This is a genomic window from Pseudomonas sp. W5-01 (assembly GCF_046540435.1).
GTDB lineage: Bacteria > Pseudomonadota > Gammaproteobacteria > Pseudomonadales > Pseudomonadaceae > Aquipseudomonas > Aquipseudomonas graminis_B.
The window spans coordinates 713,225-732,944 of sequence record NZ_JAXCIP010000003.1 but is presented as its reverse complement, the minus strand read 5'-3'; the positions used below and the strand labels follow the sequence as shown (position 1 = coordinate 732,944).

14 protein-coding genes and 1 pseudogene are annotated in these 19,720 nt (G+C 62.0%); 3 read left to right on the top strand and 12 right to left on the bottom strand.

The genetic code is table 11. The annotated features are described in order from the left end of the window. Positions 1 to 671: 671 nt before the first annotated feature. From SLW75_RS13255 to SLW75_RS13210, 10 genes are all read right to left on the bottom strand, one after another. Positions 672 to 1,076: a TraR/DksA family transcriptional regulator gene (locus SLW75_RS13255; protein WP_065986217.1), complete on the bottom strand. Its 405-nt coding sequence runs from the start codon at positions 1,074 to 1,076 to the stop codon at positions 672 to 674. A 349-nt stretch (positions 1,077 to 1,425) separates the two neighbouring features. Continuing rightward, positions 1,426 to 2,448 carry an ABC transporter permease gene (locus SLW75_RS13250; RefSeq protein ID WP_065986264.1) on the bottom strand — a complete coding sequence of 341 codons (1,023 nt, stop codon included), beginning with the start codon at positions 2,446 to 2,448 and terminating at the stop codon, positions 1,426 to 1,428. 95 nt (positions 2,449 to 2,543) lie between these two features. Next, entirely contained in the window at positions 2,544 to 4,106 is a 1,563-nt protein-coding gene (locus tag SLW75_RS13245; RefSeq protein ID WP_410934654.1) for a sugar ABC transporter ATP-binding protein, read from the bottom strand. A gap of 85 nt (positions 4,107 to 4,191) precedes the next feature. After that, a complete protein-coding gene (locus SLW75_RS13240) occupies positions 4,192 to 5,118 on the bottom strand; it encodes a sugar ABC transporter substrate-binding protein (RefSeq protein WP_410934653.1) in 927 nt (308 codons plus the stop codon). Between the two features lie 536 nt (positions 5,119 to 5,654). Continuing rightward, complete coding sequence (locus SLW75_RS13235) at positions 5,655 to 6,674, bottom strand: Gfo/Idh/MocA family protein (protein ID WP_410934652.1); 1,020 nt, start codon at positions 6,672 to 6,674, stop codon at positions 5,655 to 5,657. Positions 6,675 to 6,835: 161 nt separating this feature from the next. Next, entirely contained in the window at positions 6,836 to 8,767 is a 1,932-nt protein-coding gene (gene iolD / locus SLW75_RS13230) for a 3D-(3,5/4)-trihydroxycyclohexane-1,2-dione acylhydrolase (decyclizing) (protein WP_410934651.1), read from the bottom strand. A 223-nt stretch (positions 8,768 to 8,990) separates the two neighbouring features. Next, positions 8,991 to 10,490, bottom strand: coding sequence for a CoA-acylating methylmalonate-semialdehyde dehydrogenase (locus tag SLW75_RS13225; RefSeq protein WP_410934650.1), 1,500 nt, complete (start codon positions 10,488 to 10,490; stop codon positions 8,991 to 8,993). A gap of 22 nt (positions 10,491 to 10,512) precedes the next feature. Continuing rightward, positions 10,513 to 11,322: a 5-deoxy-glucuronate isomerase gene (iolB, locus tag SLW75_RS13220; RefSeq protein ID WP_410934649.1), complete on the bottom strand. Its 810-nt coding sequence runs from the start codon at positions 11,320 to 11,322 to the stop codon at positions 10,513 to 10,515. 2 nt (positions 11,323 to 11,324) lie between these two features. Then, positions 11,325 to 12,278 carry a myo-inosose-2 dehydratase gene (gene iolE / locus SLW75_RS13215; protein WP_410934648.1) on the bottom strand — a complete coding sequence of 318 codons (954 nt, stop codon included), beginning with the start codon at positions 12,276 to 12,278 and terminating at the stop codon, positions 11,325 to 11,327. 60 nt (positions 12,279 to 12,338) lie between these two features. Continuing rightward, positions 12,339 to 14,276 (bottom strand): bifunctional 5-dehydro-2-deoxygluconokinase/5-dehydro-2-deoxyphosphogluconate aldolase, encoded by a 1,938-nt coding sequence (locus SLW75_RS13210; protein WP_410934647.1) that lies wholly within the window; start codon positions 14,274 to 14,276, stop codon positions 12,339 to 12,341. A 246-nt stretch (positions 14,277 to 14,522) separates the two neighbouring features. Between SLW75_RS13210 and SLW75_RS13205 the strand changes: the two genes are divergently transcribed. The 3 genes and pseudogenes from SLW75_RS13205 to SLW75_RS13195 all read left to right on the top strand — a co-directional run bounded on the left by SLW75_RS13205 (position 14,523) and on the right by SLW75_RS13195 (position 16,931). Beyond that, positions 14,523 to 15,449: a MurR/RpiR family transcriptional regulator gene (locus tag SLW75_RS13205; RefSeq protein WP_296311100.1), complete on the top strand. Its 927-nt coding sequence runs from the start codon at positions 14,523 to 14,525 to the stop codon at positions 15,447 to 15,449. Between the two features lie 168 nt (positions 15,450 to 15,617). Continuing rightward, a pseudogene (locus SLW75_RS13200) lies at positions 15,618 to 16,394 on the top strand (PAS domain-containing protein); the annotation flags it as partial. Beyond that, positions 16,380 to 16,931 (top strand): methyl-accepting chemotaxis protein, encoded by a 552-nt coding sequence (locus SLW75_RS13195; RefSeq protein WP_410929382.1) that lies wholly within the window; start codon positions 16,380 to 16,382, stop codon positions 16,929 to 16,931. The pseudogene SLW75_RS13200 and the gene SLW75_RS13195, both read left to right, overlap by 15 nt. A 539-nt stretch (positions 16,932 to 17,470) precedes the next feature. Here SLW75_RS13195 and SLW75_RS13190 read toward each other — a convergent pair. Together SLW75_RS13190 and clsB are read right to left on the bottom strand one after the other, a co-directional pair. After that, positions 17,471 to 18,472, bottom strand: coding sequence for a lysylphosphatidylglycerol synthase domain-containing protein (locus SLW75_RS13190; RefSeq protein ID WP_296308660.1), 1,002 nt, complete (start codon positions 18,470 to 18,472; stop codon positions 17,471 to 17,473). Further along, positions 18,469 to 19,719 carry a cardiolipin synthase ClsB gene (clsB, locus tag SLW75_RS13185; protein WP_410934687.1) on the bottom strand — a complete coding sequence of 417 codons (1,251 nt, stop codon included), beginning with the start codon at positions 19,717 to 19,719 and terminating at the stop codon, positions 18,469 to 18,471. The genes SLW75_RS13190 and clsB overlap by 4 nt, the downstream gene beginning before the upstream one ends. Position 19,720 lies beyond the last annotated feature (1 nt).

Here is a 19,720-nt window from a genome sequence, read left to right as displayed (position 1 = left end):
CGCCGCTGCTCTCCCGCGCCTGGCTGGCGGCCGTCAGCGCTTGCTGGCTGAGGGTCGACGTGGCGCGCTCGGTAGCGATCATCACATCGGCGCTGCTGACGATCTGCTCGGCCGCGTTGACCTGAGACTGCAGCTTGCCCGCCAGTTGCCTGACGGAAAACGCCACGGCCGCCGCAGACAGCGCGTTGTGACTGGTGCTTCGGGACAGGTCCCGGGTCAAACGCGTCATGGTGTCTTCGCCCGCCTCTACCGCCGCCACCGGCGTTCGGCCGGCGAACAGCGGCGGCAACCACAGAATCAACAGCGCGACGGGCAGGCACACGTAAACGGACACATAGCCCCACGCCATCGCCGCAAACAGCAGGCACAAGCCAAGGCTTTGCAGGGCGGGCGTCAGCCAGCGCGAACCGGTGACGACCTGACTGTCGACGGCCGCGTGCGCGGGGTGGGAGGGTGTTGCTGCGTGACGACCTTTCGCATCCATGTCCGGGACCTGCCCTGCTTTCATTATTGTGAAAGCATTAAACGCCCAAATAGCGGCCATGCGCCATGAGTCATTGGTGGTAGTCGGTCGGAATGTGCTGCGACGGGGGGGGGCTATACGGTAGGCGCTTGAACGGTGCGCAAGGGAACGGCTCGACCACCCGTTGCGGGCGGTCGAACCCGATGGATCACGCCTGACGCTGGTGGCGGTCGATCTGCTCGTGACGTTCCTGAGCTTCGATGCAGTACTTGGTGGTCGGGCTGATCAGCAGGCGCTTGAGGCCAATCGGCTCGCCGCTGTCTTCGCACCAGCCAAAGCTGTCGTCAGCGATGCGGCTCAAGGCCATTTCCAGCTGAGGCAGCATGCGCTGATCGCGGTCAATCACGTTCACCAGCCAGTGGCGCTCTTCTTCCACGGAAGCGGCGTCGGCAGGGTCAGCCGGGGTGTCCAGGCTTTCGATCGCGATACGGCTCTGCTCGATGCGCTCGTGGATTTCGACTTTCATGGCTTGCAACAGGCCGACGAAGAACGCGTGCTGCTCGGCGTTCATGTAGTCATCGGCCGGCATCGCCAGCAACTTTTCCTTGGTCATTGATTTCTCTATAAAAAAACGTGCATTAAGGCGATCTCAAAGGTGCGCCTCAACCTGGCATTAAACGCGCCGTAGTCTCGAAGCGCCGCTTGGCACTCAATTTACGAGGGGCGGCAGTCTAAGGCCGGGTTCGGTACTCGGCAACATAATTGATCAGGATTCGTCCAACAAGGGCCGCAATACCCGGTGGCATTGGGTCGCGCCGGGGATTTGATCGCACCCTTCACCCGGCCCGGGCGTCCTCGAAACGAGGCAGATGGTGTCTGACCGATCGTGGCGTGATCGGTTCAAACCGATGAAAAACGAAAAGGGCCTGCAATGAGGCCCTCTTTGATGACGCCTGAACGACTCAGCGCTTGAGCTTGCGCTTGTTGCGGTACTGATCGATGACCACGGCGACGACAATGATCAGGCCCTTGATGATGTCCTGCACGTAGGCATCGACGCCGACGAAGGTAAAGCCGCTGGCCATGACCCCGAGGATCAGCGCGCCGATGACCGTGCCGGTGATCCGCCCGACGCCACCGGCCAGGCTCGTGCCGCCGATCACCGCCGCCGCGATGGCGTCCAGCTCGTAGGAAACGCCCATGCCGGCCTGCCCGGTGGCCGCCCGTGCCGACGCCACCACCCCGGCCAGCCCGGCCAGCAGACCCGCGATGCTGTAGACGATCACCAGATGCCGCTTGACGTTGATCCCCGAGGTGCGCGCCGCCTGCATGTTGCCGCCGATGGCGTAGGTGTATTTGCCGTACTTGGTGTAGCGCAGGGCAATGTGAAAGATCACCGCGACCACCAGAAAGATGATCACCGGCATGGCGCCCTGGCCGATCGCGGTGTAGGAATCATTCAGCATGCTCACGGGTTGGCCGCCGGTGTAGTAGCGCGCCAGCCCCCGCGCCGAGACCATCATGCCCAGCGTGGCAATGAACGGCGGGATGCCGGTGATGGCGATGATGCTGCCGTTGATCGCCCCGGCGAGCAGCCCCACCCCAAGGCCGGCGATGACGGGCGCCCACACCGGCAGATCGGTCAGCGACGGAAACACGGCGCGGGTGTAGTCCGACGATTGCGCCAGGCTGGCGGCAATCATCGCCGACAGCGCCAGCACCGAACCTGACGACAAGTCGATGCCGGTGGTGATGATGACCTGGGTCACGCCGATGGCCAGCAGGCCGATGATCGACACCTGCAGAATCATCAGCACCAGCCGCTGGGAATTCATCAGAAAGCTCTGATCGCGGACGATCCACCCGAACAGTTCGAAAATCAGGCCAATGCCGATCAGCACCAGAAAGATGCTCAGTTCGGTGGGCAGCCGGCGCTTGTGCTTGCGGGGCGCCAGTGCAGGTTTGTTTTCCAGCATCGCGTTCATCTTCATGTGTGCCTCTTGTTCTTGTGCGACCCGACTGGGGCAGTGTGACTGGGGCGTGGTGCAGTGCTTGAATCGGAGCGTCAATAGCCCGAGATTCAGTGGACCGGGTTTCCGGACGCCAGGTGCATGACCCGCTCCTGGGTGGCCTCGGCGCGGTCGAGGGTGCCCATCATTTCGCCTTCGTGCATGACCATGACCCGGTCGCTCATCCCCAGCACTTCCGGCAGTTCGGAAGAAATCATGATCACCGCCATGCCCTCGCTGGCGAGCAGGGAAATCAGCCGATAGATCTCGGCCTTGGCGCCGACGTCGATGCCGCGGGTGGGCTCATCGAGGATCAGCACCCGCGGGTTGGTCATCAGCCAGCGCGCCAGCAGCGCCTTCTGCTGATTGCCGCCGGACAGCGTGTCGATGCACTGCTCAAGGGACGGCGTCTTCACCCGCAGCTTTTTGCACATGTCTTCGCACAGCACGCGCAAGGCTTTCTGGTGGACAAAACCGTTGCCAGCGTAATGGGGCAGCACCGCCATCTCCATGTTTTCCAGCACCGACAGGCACGGAAACAGGCCGCTGAGCTTGCGATCCTCGGTGAGCAACGCGAAGCCCTTCTCGATGGCGAAGTGCGGGTCGCTGACACGGATCGGCGTGCCGTCGAGGAGGATTTCCCCGCGCGTACTGGGGGTGATGCCGAAGATCGTTTCAGCGACATTGGTGCGCCCCGAGCCCATCAGCCCGGCGATGCCCAACACTTCGCCGGCGTGCAGGTCGAACGACACGCCTTCGAACACGCCGTTGAGCGACAGGTCGCGAACCGACAGCAGCAACTTGCCCACGGGCTGGTCGCGTTCGGGAAACAGCTGGGTGAGTTCACGGCCAACCATCATCGAAATCAGGCTGTCGCCGTTCATGCTGTCGGCCCGCTGCAGACCGATATAGGCGCCGTCCCGGAACACCGCTACCTCATCGGCGATGGCAAACACTTCGTTCATCTTGTGGGTGATGTAGATGATGCCCTTACCCTGGGCCCGCAGGTCGGCAATGATCGAAAACAGGTGGGCGACCTCCGTCTCCGTAATGGCGGAGGTCGGCTCGTCCATGATCAGTACGTCGGAGTCGTAGGAAACGGCCTTGGCGATCTCGACCATCTGCCGCTCGGCGATGCTCAGGTTGCCGACCATCTCCTCTGGATCGAGGTTGATGCGCAGGCGTCCGAGCAATTGCGCCGTGCAGCGGTGCATCGCACGGTGGTCGACCATGTGCAGGCCGTTAAGCTGCTCGCGGCCGATCCAGATGTTCTCGGCGATGCTCATGTGGGGCATCAGGTTGAGCTCCTGATGGATCATGGCAATGCCCGATTGCAGCGCCGCCAGCGGCGACTGGAACACCACCGGCTCGCCACGCAGGCGGATTTCGCCGCTGTCGGGCTGGTAGATGCCGGCAATGATTTTCATCAGCGTGGACTTGCCCGCGCCGTTCTCGCCCATCAGCGCCAGCACGCTGCCGGGCCGCACGCGCAGTTGCACGTTGTCCAGCGCCACCACCCCGGGGAAGCCCTTGCTGATGTTGGTGATTTCCAGCAGATAAGGGTGCTCGGCGTCGTTCGTCGTCCCGGAGACAGGCGAGAGGGTTGAAGCCGAAGCGGTTGTGGAAGCGAACATGGTCACAGGCTCCTCGGGTGACAGGGTCGGCAGAGGCACGGCCAGGCGGTGCTCTGCCGGGTGTCAGTCGGGCTGAGATGAGCGGTTATTTGAAGGTGTTGACGTTTTCCGGGGTGATCAGCTTGAAAGGAATCACGATGGCCTGTTCGGGCAGCGTTTCCTTCTTCGCCAGTTTCACAGCCGCATCGATTGCGCCCTCGCCCTGCCCCTTGGCGTCCTGAAACACCGAGACCGAGAGGTCGCCTTTCTTGACCGCGCTCAGACCGTCCGGCGTGCCGTCGACACCGGCCACAAATACCTCACCTTTTTTGCCCGCCTGCTTCAGGGCCATGGCCGCACCGATGGCCATTTCGTCGTTGTTGGAGATGACCGCCTTGAAGTCGCGGCCCTGGGTCAGCCAGTCATTGGTGACGTCCATGCCTTTCTGCCGCTGCCAGGCGCCGGTCTGCTCCTGAGTGACCTTGATGTCGGGGTAGTTTTTCAGGACTTCCTTGACGCCCGCCGTGCGGTCGCGGGTCGAGTTATTGGCCAGCTCACCGAGCAAGATGACGACGTTGCCCTTGCCGTCCATTTTCTTGGCCAGGTATTCCATTTGCATGCGCCCTGCTTCCTTGTCGTCGGAGGTCACAGAGGCAACGCCTGCGAGCAGCTTCGGATCGTCCGGACGGCGGTTGACGTAGACCAGCGGAATGCCGGCATCCGTGGCAGCCTTGGTGATCTTCACGGTGGCTTCGGTGTCGACGGGGTTGACGATCAGTGCGTCGACCTTCTTGCCAATCAGCTCTTGCACCTGATCGAGCTGTTTGTTCACGTCATTGCGGCCATCGACAAACTGCAAATCGACGCCGCCCATGGCTTTGACTTTTTTGTCCATGTCCTCGCGCATGTAGGTCAGGTACGTGTCATCGAACTGCGACATGGACACGCCGATCTTCAGGTCGGCGGCCAGGGTGACGCCGCTGCTCAGCATGAGGGCTAGAGCGAGTGAGGTGAAACGGAGCGGGGTATTCATGAACGGTCTTTCTCCAGATTCTTGTTGTTGTAATGACAGGGATGATGACGGCTGGAGGTACTGACACTCAGCGCGGAGCAGTGCACGCCGTGTCTGAAAGGTGCGCGACCGAACCACCCGATGCGCCGCATACCACAACGCCGCGGCGTTGGACGCAGAGCACATGGGCGATGGTTTCGAGGGCGGATTCGACAGCGGGGGCGGCGTTGATCAATCTGTGGGAAACAGCGCGGGGAATAGCAGGAAGCGCGAGTAAGAAGGGGCGGCAAGCCTTGGCGGCTGATCTGAAGATATTCATTGGCGGTACCTGTCTGCGATTGGCTTTCTTGTTTTTGTGTCGCTCGTTCGGCCTGCTGCCGGGAAACCCGGCACCAGGCGCTGACGGCGATCGTCGGCAACCTGGAAATGACTCTATTGGAAAATAATTTCTACTTCAACAGCTTTTAGAATTAATTTCTATTTTCGGTTTGATGCGCCTCGTTCGGACAATCCGGTGGGTGCAGCGCACTCCCTCGCGGGACATCCGGGTGCACGTCCTACAGCACAACCACCCTGCCCTCCATCGCGCTGATCCTCGCGGCATCCAGCACGCGGGCCGAGGCCACCGCATCGTTTGCATCCACAGGATTACGCCCCTGGTTCATCACCGCTTCCTGCCACTGCCGGTAAAACTCGGTCCAGCAGCCACGCTCCGACGGGACCCGCTCGCGGTGCTCGCCCTGCTCGAACCAGCCCCAGCGTCGGTGTTCTTCCACGCCCCAGCGATCGCCTTCGGATCGGGGGGACAACCCGGCCAGTGCGGCAGCTTCCTGACCGTCGAGGCCCTCCACGGTATAGCAGCCCTGTGAACCGTTGACTCGAAAACGCGGGCCCTGGGCGTTTTGCAGGCAGTTGCCCCAGAGGTGCGAAACCACGCCGTTGGCATGGGTCAGTGAAATAAAGAAGCCGTGATCGACCTTTTGCTCAAGAGTGGCGAACTCAAGCTCGGCGTACACCCGCTTCACCGGCCCGAACAGCAGCAGTGCCTGATCCACCAGATGGCTGCCGAGATCGCGGAGAATGCCGCCGCCGCTTTCCTTGCCAACCGAGGACGGCGAATAGCGCTCGACCCGGGACTCGAAGCGGCTGATGTCGCCGAGAACGCCCTGATCGATCAGTTTGCGCACGGTGAGAAAATCCGAGTCCCAGCGACGGTTCTGGTACACGCCCAGCAGCACGCCTCGGCGTTCGGCGGCGTCCACCAGCGCCTGCGCCGCCTGGGCATCCGGCGCGAACGGTTTGTCGCTGACGACCGGGACGCCGAGTTCGATGGCTTCGAGAATCAAGGCACGGCGGGAGGCCAGCGGCGTCGAGATCACCACCGCATCGACACCGGCCGCGACCAGATCGGCCAGGCTGTCGAAAGCCGGGACTTTGGGGTAATCGTTGCGCAGGTCCTGGCGGCGTTCCGGCGAACGGGTGACCACGCCGGCAAACGTCACGCCGGGCTGGCTGGCAATCAGCGGCGCGTGAAAGTAACGCCCGCCCTTGCCGTAGCCGATGAGTCCGATTTTCATGTGTAATCTCCTTGCCCTGTAGGAGCGTGGCTGGTCCCGCGATCGGCGACGCAGTCGTCGTCAATCCAGCCAATGCGGTGTATCAGACACATCGCATTGCCTAATGTGCTGCCGGTTCCCGGCAGATCGCGGGACAAGCCACGCTCCTACAGGGCCTGTGTTCAATACTGGCGGGCTTTGGCCAACGCCGCTTTTTGCCGCTCGTACGCCTCGGCCGTTGTTCCCGTGGTCGACACCTGCGCCACGCCCACGCGCCACCACGACAGGTAGCCGTGGATCATGGTTTTCGGCAGCACCTTGATGTCGATCAGCGTCGAAACGGTCTGCAGGCGCGCATCGGCCAGTGCCGCTTCCAGCTCTTGGGCGTTGCTGACCTTGTAGGTCTTGCAGCCATAAGCCGCAGCATTCATGGCGAAATCCACCGGCACTAAGTCGCCATCCAGCTGACCGGTCTCGGGATTGCGGTAGCGGAACTCGGTGCCGAAACTGCCCATGCCGTTGCCCATCTGCAAATTGTTGATGCAACCGAAGGCCATGTTGTCGAGGAGCACCACGTTGATCTTGCGCCGTTCCTGAATCGACGTGGCCAGTTCCGAGTGCAGCATCATGTAGGAACCGTCGCCCACCAGCGCGTACACCTCACGCTCCGGCGCCGCCATTTTCACGCCCAACGCGGCGTTGACCTCATAGCCCATGCACGAATAGCCGTACTCGACGTGGTAACTGTCGACACTGGTGCTGCGCCACGCCCGCTGCAAATCGCCGGGCAGACTGCCGGCCGCCGCGACGATGACCGCGTCTGAGGGCAATTGCTGGTTGAGCACGCCCAATACCCGGCTCTGGGTCAGGCACGAACCGGTCATTTCGATGAAATCGCGCAGCACCTGCGGGTCGAAATGGCCGCTGACTTCCGGCTCGAAAGCCTCGGCCTGATAGTCCACGGCGTACAGCCGATCCACTTCCGCATCCAGAGCAGCCCTCGCCTCGCGCGGCTGATTGCCCCACTGCGCGCGGTAGTCCCCCAACTGATCCGACAGGGAGCGAAGCGCGAGGCACGCATCGGCCAGTACCTGCACGCCATCGAGTTTCTGCACATCGAAAGCGCCAACGTTGAGGTTGAGGAATTGCACGTCAGGGTTCTGGAACAGGGATTTGGAGCCGGTGGTGAAATCGCTGTAACGGGTGCCGACGCCGATGATCAGGTCCGCCTCCCGGGCCAGGGTATTCGCCGCCAGGTTGCCGGTCTCGCCGATGCCGCCCATGTTCAGTGGATGGGCGGAGACGATGGCGCTCTTGCCTGCCTGGGTCTCGCTGAACGGGATGCCGAAGCGCTCGGCGAACGCCTGCAACTCGACGGCCGCACCGGAATAACGCACGCCGCCGCCACAGATCAGCAGCGGCTTGCGTTTGCCTTTGAGCAGCGTCACGGCATCGTTGAGCATCGCTTCGGTGGGCGGACGGCGGTCGATGCGGTGCACGCGCTTTTGCAGGAATGAATCGGGGTAGTCGTAGGCTTCGGCCTGCACGTCCTGGGGCAGCGCCAGGGTGACGGCGCCGGTTTCGGCAGGGTCCGTGAGCACGCGCATGGCGTTGAGGGCCGCGCTCATCAGCTGCTCGGGGCGGTTGATGCGGTCCCAGTATTTGCTCACAGCCTTGAAGGCGTCGTTGGTGCTGATGCTGAGGTCGTGGAACTGTTCGATCTGTTGCAGCACCGGATCGGGCTGGCGACTGGCGTAGACATCGCCGGGCAGCAACAACAGCGGAATGCGATTGGCCGACGCGGTGGCCGCGGCAGTGATCATGTTGGCGGCGCCGGGGCCGACCGACGAGCTACAGGCGTAGACCTTACGCCGCAGGTGTTGCTTGGCAAAACCCATGGCGGCGTGGCACATGCCTTGTTCGTTGCGGCCTTGATGGACGATGAGCTCGCCGCTGTCCTGCTCCAGCGCCTGGCCCAGGCCGAGCACGTTGCCGTGACCGAAAATGGTGAACACCCCGGCGACGAACTTGCTCTGCACGCCGTCGACTTCGACGTACTGATTATCGAGAAACTTCACCAGGGCCTGGGCCATGGTCAATCGAGTCGTGGTCATGCTTGCACCTTGTTGTTATTGGCGGTGATGAAAGCCCTGGGAATGGTTAGCGGACTTGGCTGACTGGGCTGAATATTCAGACTCAGCGATGATCCCTGTGGGAGTGAGCTTGCTCACGAAGGGGCCGGTCCGTCTGGCACATCCCCAGTGGCCATACAGCCGCCTTCGCGAGCAAGCTCGCTCCCACATCGACCGCGTTCAGCAAACGATTAACGTTGTTCCCCTACTTCGCCGTCGGCATGCTGAATTCCGCGCCCTTGGCGATGCTGTCCGGCCAGCGCTGCATGACGCTCTTGTAGCGGCTGTAGAACCGCAGGCCTTCTTCGCCGTAGGCATGGTGATCGCCGAACAGCGAGCGCTTCCAGCCGCCGAACGAATGCCAGGCCATCGGCACCGGAATCGGCACGTTGATGCCCACCATGCCGACCTTGATGTTGCGCGCAAAGGCCCGGGCAATGCCGCCGTCGCTGGTGAAGCACGACACGCCGTTGCCGAATTCGTGGGCGTTGATCAGCTCCACCGCCGAGGCAAAATTGGGCACGTGGACGATGCCCAGCACCGGTCCGAATATTTCCTCCTTATAGATAGTCATCTCCGGCGTCACCTCATCGAACAGCGTGGCACCGACGAAGAAGCCCTGTTCCGCCCCCGGCACGGTGAAGTTGCGCCCGTCGACAATCAGCTTCGCGCCCTCTTGCACGCCCTGGGCGATGTAGCCTTCGACCTTGGCCTTGTGCACCGCCGTGACCAGCGGGCCCATGTCCGAGTCGGCGTTCATGCCGTTGCCGACCTTGAGGGCATCGATGCGCGGCAGCAGCTTGTCGATGAGTTTCTGCCCCGCGTCACCCACCACCACGGCGATGGAAATCGCCATGCAGCGCTCGCCAGCCGAACCGTAAGCTGCGCCGATCAATGCGTCGGCCGCCTGATCCAGGTCGGCATCGGGCATGACGATCATGTGGTTTTTCGCACCGCCGAGGGCCTGCACGCGCTTGCCGTGGGCCGTGCCCTGCTGATGAATGTATTCGGCGATGGGCGTGGAGCCGACAAATGAAATCGCCTCGATGCCCTTGTGCTGCAACAGCGCGTCCACGGCCACTTTGTCGCCCTGCACCACGTTGAACACGCCATCCGGCAGGCCCGCCTGTTTCAACAGTTGCGCCATCAGCAGGCTCGCCGACGGGTCGCGTTCGGACGGCTTGAGGATGAAGCAGTTGCCGGTGACCAGCGCCATGGGGATCATCCACAGCGGCACCATCACCGGGAAATTGAACGGCGTGACGCCGGCGCAGACGCCCAGTGGCTGACGCAGGTTCCAGTTGTCGATGCCGCCACCGATGTTGTCGCTGTAGTCGCTTTTCAACAGGCTCGGCGCGCCACAGGCGAACTCGACGATTTCAATGCCGCGCACCACCTCGCCCTTGGCATCGGAAAACACCTTGCCGTGCTCGCGGCAGATGATGGCCGCCAGCTCGTCATGGTGCTGGTCCAGCAGCTCCTTGAACTTGAACATGACCCGCGCACGGCGCAGGGACGACTGGTCCGCCCAGGCGGGAAACGCCGCCTGGGCAGCGGCAACGGCTTCATCGACGGTCTTCAGTTCCGCCAGCGCGACCCGGGCCTGCACGGCGCCGGTGGCCGGATTGAACACATCGCTGAAACGCTCGGCGCTGTCGTGAATCTGGCCGTTGATGTAGTGGCCGATGATCGGGGCAGTGCTCATTGAGGGGCTCCTTCCAATAGATTTACAAATCGAGCAGCCAGCTATGCTGCGGATCGTTATGAAATTGCCAGGCGCGTTTGGGGCCGGCCATCACGTTCAGGTAATAGGATTCGTAGCCGTACGGCACGGTGACCGGGTGATACCCCTTGGGCACCGTGACCAGGTCGTTGTTCTCCACGGCCATGGCCTGATCGATGCTGCGATCGTCGGTGTACACGCGCTGGAACACATAGCCCTGGGGCGGGTCGACCTGATGGTAATAGGTTTCTTCGAGAAAGCTCTGGTGCGGTAAATCATCCGTGTCGTGCTTGTGCGGCGGGTAGCTGGATGAGTGGCCCGAGGGCGTGCGCACCTCCACCACCAGCAACGAATGCGCGGGCTCGGAATCAGGGAGAATGTCGCAAACGTAACGGGTGTTGGCCGCCCGGCCGCGCACGCTGCGTTTCATCGTGTCGGGTGTGATGACGCGCCCCGGCAGGTCTTTGGACGCATCGCCGGGCGCCGCGCACACGGCAATCTGCACCGCGCTCAACGCCGTGACTTCGGCCTGGCTGCCCGGCGGCAGATACACCGCAAAGGGAGATTTGTCCTCGAACACGGACTGCCGATCGCCGAGGTTTTCCCAGTTGAAACCGCCCTGCCCCGGCGCCTCGCCGCTGACGCTGATGCGACCGCTGAGCAGCACCAGGCAGATTTCCTTGTCGCCCGCACTCACCGGCAGACGTTCGCCGACGCTCAATCGATGGGCGGAGAAGCCGACGTACGTCAGCACGCCGTCGGCCAGCGCGACCACGTCGCGCCCTTCGGCCTTGCTCTTGACCAAGAGATTCATGTTCACAGACTCCTGTGTTCAGGCGGTTGTTGGGGCGTGCTGTGTTGTCGAGCGGAGTGATTGACCTGCGCGGCGGCCAGCAACGCGCGCAGGGTCTCGTAGCCTTTCTTTGCATAGGCATAGCTCGGCGCGACGGCCGGGTCCTGTTCCGCTTCGACCACCAGCCAGCCTTGGTAACCGGCCTGCATCAACACATCCAGCAGCGCGGCGAAATCGATGTCGCCATCGCCGGGCACGGTGAAGGTGCCGTTGACGATGCAGTCCGGAAAGCTCCACAAATGGTTGCGCGCCAGCTGCACCACTGGCTTGCGCACGTCCTTGAAGTGAACGTGACAGACGCGGTCGATGTGTTTGCTCAGCACTTGAAGCGGTTCGCCGCCGCCCATGTAGCAGTGACCGGAATCGAACAGCAGGCCGACTTCATCGCCCGTCAGCGCCATCAGCGTGTCGATGTCCTCCGGCGATTCCACGTAGGCGCCCATGTGGTGGTGATAGCCCAGGCGCACGCCCTGGGACAGGGTAAACCGGGCCAGCTCGGTGAGCTTGTCGGCGTAGGCCTGCCAGGCGCTGGCGCTGTGGAAACGCGGTCGCTCGACCAATCGAATGCGCTGACCCTGAATCGAATCGGCCACTTCGCCGTACACCAGCACCGTGGCGCCGTTGTGCTTGAGCAGCTCGACGTGGCTGGCGATGGCGTCGATTTCCTCGGCCGCCGAGCGGCTGGCGAGCCGACCGGAATACCAGCCCGACACCAGCGCCAGGTCATAGGGGCGCAACACATCGGCCACGCCTTGGGCATCCTTGGGGAATTTGCCGTTGAGCTCGAAGCCTTCGTAGCCGATTTCCTTGCCCTCACCCAGCGCGGTGCTCAGGGGCGTTTCGCCGCCGAGGGCCGGGAGGTCGTCGTTGCTCCAGGAAATCGGGTTGATGCCAATTCGGATTGCAGAAGCGGGCATGGCTGCACCTTTATTGTTGTTATCTCGTTCAACTGAAAACAGAGGCCGCGGGTTCTGATGTCAGGCCCGGGCGTCGCGCCAGGATTCGATGAGGAAACCGAAATTGCTCTGCACCCGCGTGATCAGGCCCGCGTCGTCGATTTCGCCTTCCAGCCAGGCTCGGCTGGGCTCATGAAAAATCGTCCGGCCGACGGCAAAACCGCGGCAGGTGGTGCTTTTCGCCGCCTGACGAAAGCCGGCCGCCAGGGTTTCGGCGGGCGCGTTCAGCCCCAGCAACACCACGCCCCGGCAGTACGGATCGCGCTCGTGGATCAGCGCGTCGAGCTGCTCCCAGACCTCGGCGGGCTGCGACTCGATTTTCCACCAGGCCGGGTAAATGCCCAGGTTGTAGAGGCGCTTGAGGGAACGGTAGATAACGTCTGGATGGGTCGAAGGATGATCCTTGGGCGGAATAACCTCCAGCAGCAGTTCGTGACCACTGGCCAGTGCCGCCTGATACAGCCCCAGCAGTTGCGCTTCCTGTTCCAGGCGCAGCATCGGCTCGTCGTCCGGGTGGTATTGCACCAGGCACTTGATGATCTGTTCCTGAGGCCAGCTTTGCAGCGTGCTGCCCACCGAACGCCCGTGCTCGAACGCCAACGGGCGTGAACCCTGGACTTCCACCGGGCGAGCCACCCACCAGCCGCGCCCGCTGGCGGCATTCAGTGAATCCTGACCGAAGCGCTGATCTGCCAGCACGCCGACATCGGCAGCGATCCCGCGCGTGTGCAAATCGGCCTCGACCCGCGCGACCGCTTGCACGAACAACTGCTTGAGCTGGCCGATACAGGCCGGATCGCGCCCGGCCTTTTGCGCCAGCTCCACCAGTTGCCCGCGGTGATCGAAGGCGAAGATGAACAGCGGCTGCCATTCGCGACGGGGCACGCTGACCCGGTGCAGGCGCTGCAGCACCGCGTCCTGATCGGGTCGGGTAATCGCCACCGGGCTGTTGAACAGATATTCCAGTTCGACCAGCGTCGGCATGGCCGGCGCGCACGCATGCCGCGACACCACCAGACCGCCGCAGGCATTCGCCAACTGGCAGCAGCGCTCATCGCTCTCGTCGTTGAGCCAACCCTTGAGAAAGCCGGACATAAACGCATCGCCCGCGCCCAGCACATTCAGCACTTCCACGCGCACGCCGGGGTAAATCGCGCCGTCTTCCAGCTTTGCCGGAATCGCACCGTGAATCACCGTGCAGCCTTGGGGCCCAAGCTTCACCACCAGGGTCGCGGCACTGAGTTCGCGGACCCGACGCAGGGCGCTGAGCAAATCGGTCATGCCACCGGCGATGAGGAATTCTTCTTCGGTGCCAACGATCAGGTCGAAGCGCGGCAGGATGCGCTGCACGTGCTGGCTGACGGTGTCGTTGGCGACAAAGCGCGTCTCGCCGTCAGCCTTGCCGGCCAGGCCCCAGAGCACCGGACGGTAATCGATGTCGAGGACGCGTTTGACGTGGTGTTTTTCGGCGTAGTCCAGCGCCTGACTGCTGGCGCGGAACACCTGATCGGTAGAGAAATGTGTGCCGGTGATCAACAGCACCTTGCTGGAGGCGATCTGCGCTTCGTCGATGTCTTCCGGTTGCAGCGCCATGTCGGCGCAGTTCTCGCGGTAGAACACCAGCGGAAAGGTTTCGCGGTCCTTGATGCCGAGCAGGACCATGGCGGTCAGGCGTTCGGCGTCGACCTTGACGCCGCTGACGTCGCAGCCTTCCCGCGCCAGGGACTCCACCAGAAAACGGCCCATGTGGTCGTCGCCAACGCGGGTCAGCATGGCGGATTTCACACCCAACCGTGCGGTGCCAAACGCGATGTTGGCGGAGGAGCCGCCGAGGTATTTGGCGAAACTGCTGACGTCCTCCAGGCGCGCGCCGATCTGCTGCGCGTAGAGATCGACACCCAGGCGGCCGAGACAAATCACGTCCAGCTGACGCCCAGTGGCAAAACGAGTCTGGCCCATGCCGGCCCCTCTTCTTTTATTGTTATGGATTTGAGTGCTGATGCCCTTGCCTGCAAAACCGATGCTTGCAAGCGAGTTCGTGGATGCAGACTAGAACGGCGCCGGGCCTTGATCAATGAATTTTTCTAAATTATTTTCAGGTGGAATATTTATTCCACTTTGCATTGCGGGTCACAGCCTGCAAAACTGGCCGCCTGTCTTCCCGGACAATCCGCCACGCCACCATCCGCCAAAGGATTTGCACGTATGTCCAGCCTCGATCAGCCAGGCGCGCCCGATAACGGAGCCGACGGCGAAACGCCCGTCACCGCCGCGCCGGAGACCGCCGATGCCCTGCTCAAGCTGATCACGGCCGAATACGAGAGCCTGCCGCGCCAGCTCAAACGCATCGCCAGCTACATGAGCCAGCAGAGCGACCGGATCATGGTCGACCGCATCAGCGACATCGCCCGGGAATGCGAGGTGCATCCTTCGGCCATTGTGCGGTTCTCCCAGCGGTTCGGCTTCAGCGGGTTCAGCGAAATGCAGGCGCTGTTTCGCGAGGCTTACACCCACAAAACCACCCCGGTGCAGAACTACCAGCAACGTATTCGCAGCATGATCGCCAACAAATCGCAGAAGGCCAGCGCCGGCGACCTGGCCCGCGAATGCGTGAACGCCACACTGTCGGGGCTGGAGCGGCTGGCGCTGGAACTGGACGACGAAGCGTTCGAGAAAGCCGTGGACCTGGTGGTCAACGCCGACAACATCTACGTGGTCGGGGTACGACGCTCCTTCGCCGTTGCCGACTATCTGGTCTACAACCTGCAGCACACCAATAAGCGCATCCACCTGATTTCCGGCCTCGGCGGCAGTTACCGCGAGCAGATGCGCAGCGTGCGCGCCAATGACCTGGTAATCGCCATCAGCTTCACGCCCTACGGCAAAGAAACCCAGCACTGTCTGCGCATCGCCCAGCATCATCAGGCCAAGACCTTGATCATTACTGACAGCAATCTGTCGCCCCTGGCCAAGCGCGCCAACGCCGTGCTGCTGGTCAACGAAGGCAGCTCGTTCGCGTTTCGTTCGCTCAGCGCTACGTTGTGTTTGTGTCAGGCCCTGTTCATTGCCGTGGCCTATCGACTGGAGCTGAAGGTGGACGAGATCTCCGAGCAGGCCGGTTTCGACGATTAACTGGCAGCCTTGTACAAACCCGACGAGCTGTATAACTTTGGTATAGCTTTTTAACATCACCTGCGTGATTATCCGCTGCACTGCACAGGGAACACGCATCTGAGCTGACTCTCGCTCGCACGGTCATGGACCTGGACCCTCGCCTCTCCACCTGCGTGAGCCGCCATCATGTTTTTCGACTCGTCCAAGAATAAAATCATCCAGGACCTGCAGCTGACCGTCGCCCATCAGGCCAGTCTGCTGGAAGCGATCAATCGCTCGATGGCCAGCATCGAGTTCGATCTGAACGGTATGGTGCTCAAGGCAAACGACAACTTCCTCAACACCATGCGCTACCGGCCCGAGCAGGTCATCGGTAAAGAGCACCGCATGTTCTGCACCCCGGAACACGCGCGCAGCCCTGAGTACGCTCAGTTGTGGTCGCGTTTGCGCAGCGGCGAGTTTGTGACCGCGACGTTCCAGCGTGTCGCCGGCGACGGCAGCACGGTGTGGCTGGAGGCCAGTTACAATCCGGTCAGGGATTCGGACGGCAAGGTCATCCGGGTGGTCAAGTACGCCATGGACGTGACCGCCAAGCTTCAGGCCGAGAGCGAAACCCACAACAAGTTGCAGGCCATCGACCGCGCCATGGCGGTGATTGAGTTCGACCTGGACGGCACGATCATCGCGGCCAACGATAACCTCCTGCGTTTGTTGGGCTACAGTCGGCAGGAGTTGTTGGGCAAAAGCCACAAGATGCTCTGCCCGCCTGAGTTCAGCAACAGCGCCGATTATCAGGACTTCTGGCGTCGGTTGAACAAGGGTGAGTTTTTCAGCGATCAGTTCAAGCGCGTCGGCAAGCAGGGCCGAACGCTCTGGCTGGAGGCGTCCTATAACCCGGTGTATGACGCCAGCGGCAAGCTGTGGAAGGTGGTGAAGTTTGCGTCGGATGTGACCGCGCGTATTCAGAAGCACGAGGAGGATTCCCAGAGTGCTGCGCAGGCCTATCACATTTCGGTGCAGACGCAGAAATACGCTGAGCAAGGCACGCAGGTGATTCAGCAGGCGGCCAGTGAGATGCGTCAGATTTCGCAGAATATCGATGATTCGTCGCGGATCATCGGTCAGTTGGGTGAGCGCTCGGAGCAGATTACGGCGATCGTGAATACGATTCGCAGTATTGCGGATCAGACGAATCTGTTGGCGTTGAATGCGGCGATCGAGGCGGCCCGGGCCGGCGATCAGGGCCGTGGGTTTGCGGTGGTGGCCGATGAGGTTCGGCAACTGGCGGGTCGTACGAGTCGGTCGACGCAGGAGATTTCGGAGATGATTCAGGTGATTCAGACTGAGACGCGTCAGGCGATTGTGAGTATGGACAATACGCGGAGTACGGCGGTGAAGGGGGTGGATCTGGCGGATCAGGCGGGGGCTGCGATTGTGCAGATCAGTTCGGGGACGAATGATGCGGTGGATGCCGTCAAAATGTTCGCTGGGCGGGATTGATCTTTGAGATCAAGATCAAGATCAAGATCTAGGGTGTCTGCCTGGGGGCAGACTGTTTCGCCTTCGGCGAGTTACTTGGAAAAGCACCCCAAGTAACCAAGGGTGCTTGCTCTCGGTTGGGCCCCTCGTTCCTCGGGGTTCCTTCACTCCGGTCTCGCTCCGTGGGCCCGCTGCCATCCGCCATCCATGGCGGGGGGCAGCTCTCGCCGCATCCATGCGGCTCGGCCCACTCCGCGAGACCTGCGTTCAGCCTGCACCCAAGTCGCGATTGGCGGTGACTGGACCATCTGTGTATGAAGATCAAAAGCAAAAGCTTCCCGGCTGAAGCCGGTCCTACAGTCAGAGCCGATGTTTGAGGGGGACTGATTTATTTACAACGCTTCACCGTAAATTAATCTGTCCCCGACCTGCAATCTGTCCCCGACCTCTCCAGATCGATGTTTGAGGGGACTGATTTATTTACAACGCTTCACCGTAAATTAATCTGTCCCCGACCTGCAATCTGTCCCCGACCTGCCCCAGATAGTCGATCTCCTCTCCTACAACTGCCCTTCGTTCTTGCTGCGCATGGCCTTGGCCCGTTTCTCCAAAACCACATACACCACCAGCGCAATCATCAGCGGGATGAGGAAGTAGATCACGCGATAGCCAATCAGCGCGGCCAGCAGTTGGCCTTTGCTGAATTGGTGTTGCATCAGTGTGATGAACACCGTTTCAAGCACGCCAAGTCCCGCAGGGATGTGGGCGATGACGCCGGCGATGCTGCTGATGAGCAGGATCCCGAGCACCGCCGGGTAGAAGGCTTTTTCCGGCAGCAGCACGTAGATCAGCAGCGCCATCAGCCCCCAGTTCAGCGCGCCCAGCAGGGCTTGGCGCAGTGCCTGGTTCAGCGAGGGCAGGACAAACTGTTGCTTGCGGACGGTCCAGGTGCGCTTTTTCGAGAAGCGGCAGGCCAAAAAATACGCCAGGCAAACGGCCAGCAAGACAAAGCCGATCAGTTGCAGCGTGGTGTCGCCAATCTTCCAGCCTTCGGGCAGGTCGACGAAGTCCCCGGCGAACACGAAACCGGCCAAGAGCATGTAGCCCAGCCAGTTGGTGATCAGGCTCAGGCTGAGGATACGGGTGATGGTCGGCACGTCCAGGCCCAGGCGCGAATACAGGCGATAGCGAAGCGCAATGCCGCCAACCCAAGAACTCAGGTTGAGGTTGAAGGCGTAGCAAACGAAGGTCACGGGGATGATCTGCTTGACCGCCAATTTGTGTTCGGTGTAGCGCCGGGCCAGGACGTCGAAGCAGCAATACGTCAGGTAGCTGCCTGCCGCGATGATAAAGCCCAGCGCCAGGGTGCTGAGCTTGTAGGACTCCAGCGCGTGCATCACCTCGTTCCAGTCGAGGTTTTTCATCAGGGTGAACAGCAGCACCGGCACCGCGATGAAGAAGAACAGCGTGAAGGCGCGCTTGGCCCACGTCAGCCACGGACGATTCTTGCCCGCGTCGGCCGGTTTCTGCTCGTGGGTAGAAGCTTGGGATACGCCGGTCATAGGGATTTCTCCTGATCGGCCGGCAGCTCGTTTTTGAGCGCGGCGGCTTCCGGCAGGGTTTCAGGCGCGCGCAGGGGTTTCAGGCGTGGACCGTGCACCGGGAACAGGCCGGCAATGGCCGGGAAGTGCCGAAGGAAGTGGAAGCTGAGGAAGATCATCGGTGCACGCCACCACTGCCCTTTCGCCAGGCCCTTGAGGTTGACCTGTTTGCTGTGGGCCACGGCGAGGTCTCGGAGGTGTTCGTGCAAGCGCTGGTTCAAGGCATGGTCGCGGATGAACAGGTTGGCTTCCAGGTTCAGCGCGAGGCTCAGCGGGTCGAGGTTGCTCGAGCCCACCGTTGACCACTCGTGGTCGATCAACGCGACCTTGCCGTGCAGCGCCCGCTGTTTGTATTCGTGGATGATCACCCCTTCGCGCAGCAGCCAGGTGTAGGTCAGACGCGAGCACACGCGCACAAATGGCATGTCCGGCTGGCCCTGGAGGATCAGCGTGACTTTCACCCCGCGTCGAGCCGCATTGCGCAGTTCACGCAGGAACCGGTAGCTGGGGAAGAAGTAGGCGTTGGCGATGGTGATGCGCTGAGTCGCGTTGCGCATCGCCAGCAGGTACTGCTCTTCGATGTCGGTGGTGTGATTACGGTTGTCGCGTTCGGCGAGAAGCATGCGCGCGCTGCCGGCCTGACGCGTCACCGGCTTGAGCGGCGTGAAAGTCTTGCGCACCGCGGGGCCCAGCATGCCCAGCGTCGAGCGATAAATGTCGGCGACAATCGGCCCGCGCACCAGCACCGCGTAGTCCTGCTTGGCGGTGATGCCGGTGTCGGCCATGTGGTCGACGCTATAGTTGATCCCGCCCATGAACGACGTTTCGCCGTCGATCACGACCACTTTGCGGTGCAGGCGCCGGAACAGGTTGGTGCGCATGCCCATAAGCTTGGGGCGCGGGTCGAACAGCTGAATCTGCACGCCGGCCTCGATCATCTTGCTGACGAACGCCGTGCTCAGGTCGCTGGTGCCGTAGTCGTCCACCGTGATAATCACGCGAACGCCACGGCTGGCCGCTTCGATCACGGCCTGCTGCAAACCCTCGCCGACGCGGTCTTCGAAGATGATGAAGGTCTCGATCAGCACCTCTTCGCGCGCCGCACGAATGGCGTCGAACACCCGGGCGAAAAAGTCTTCGCCATTGATCAACAACTCCACCGAGTTGCCGTCCCGCCAAAGGCCACACATGGCGCCCATCGCTCTCATA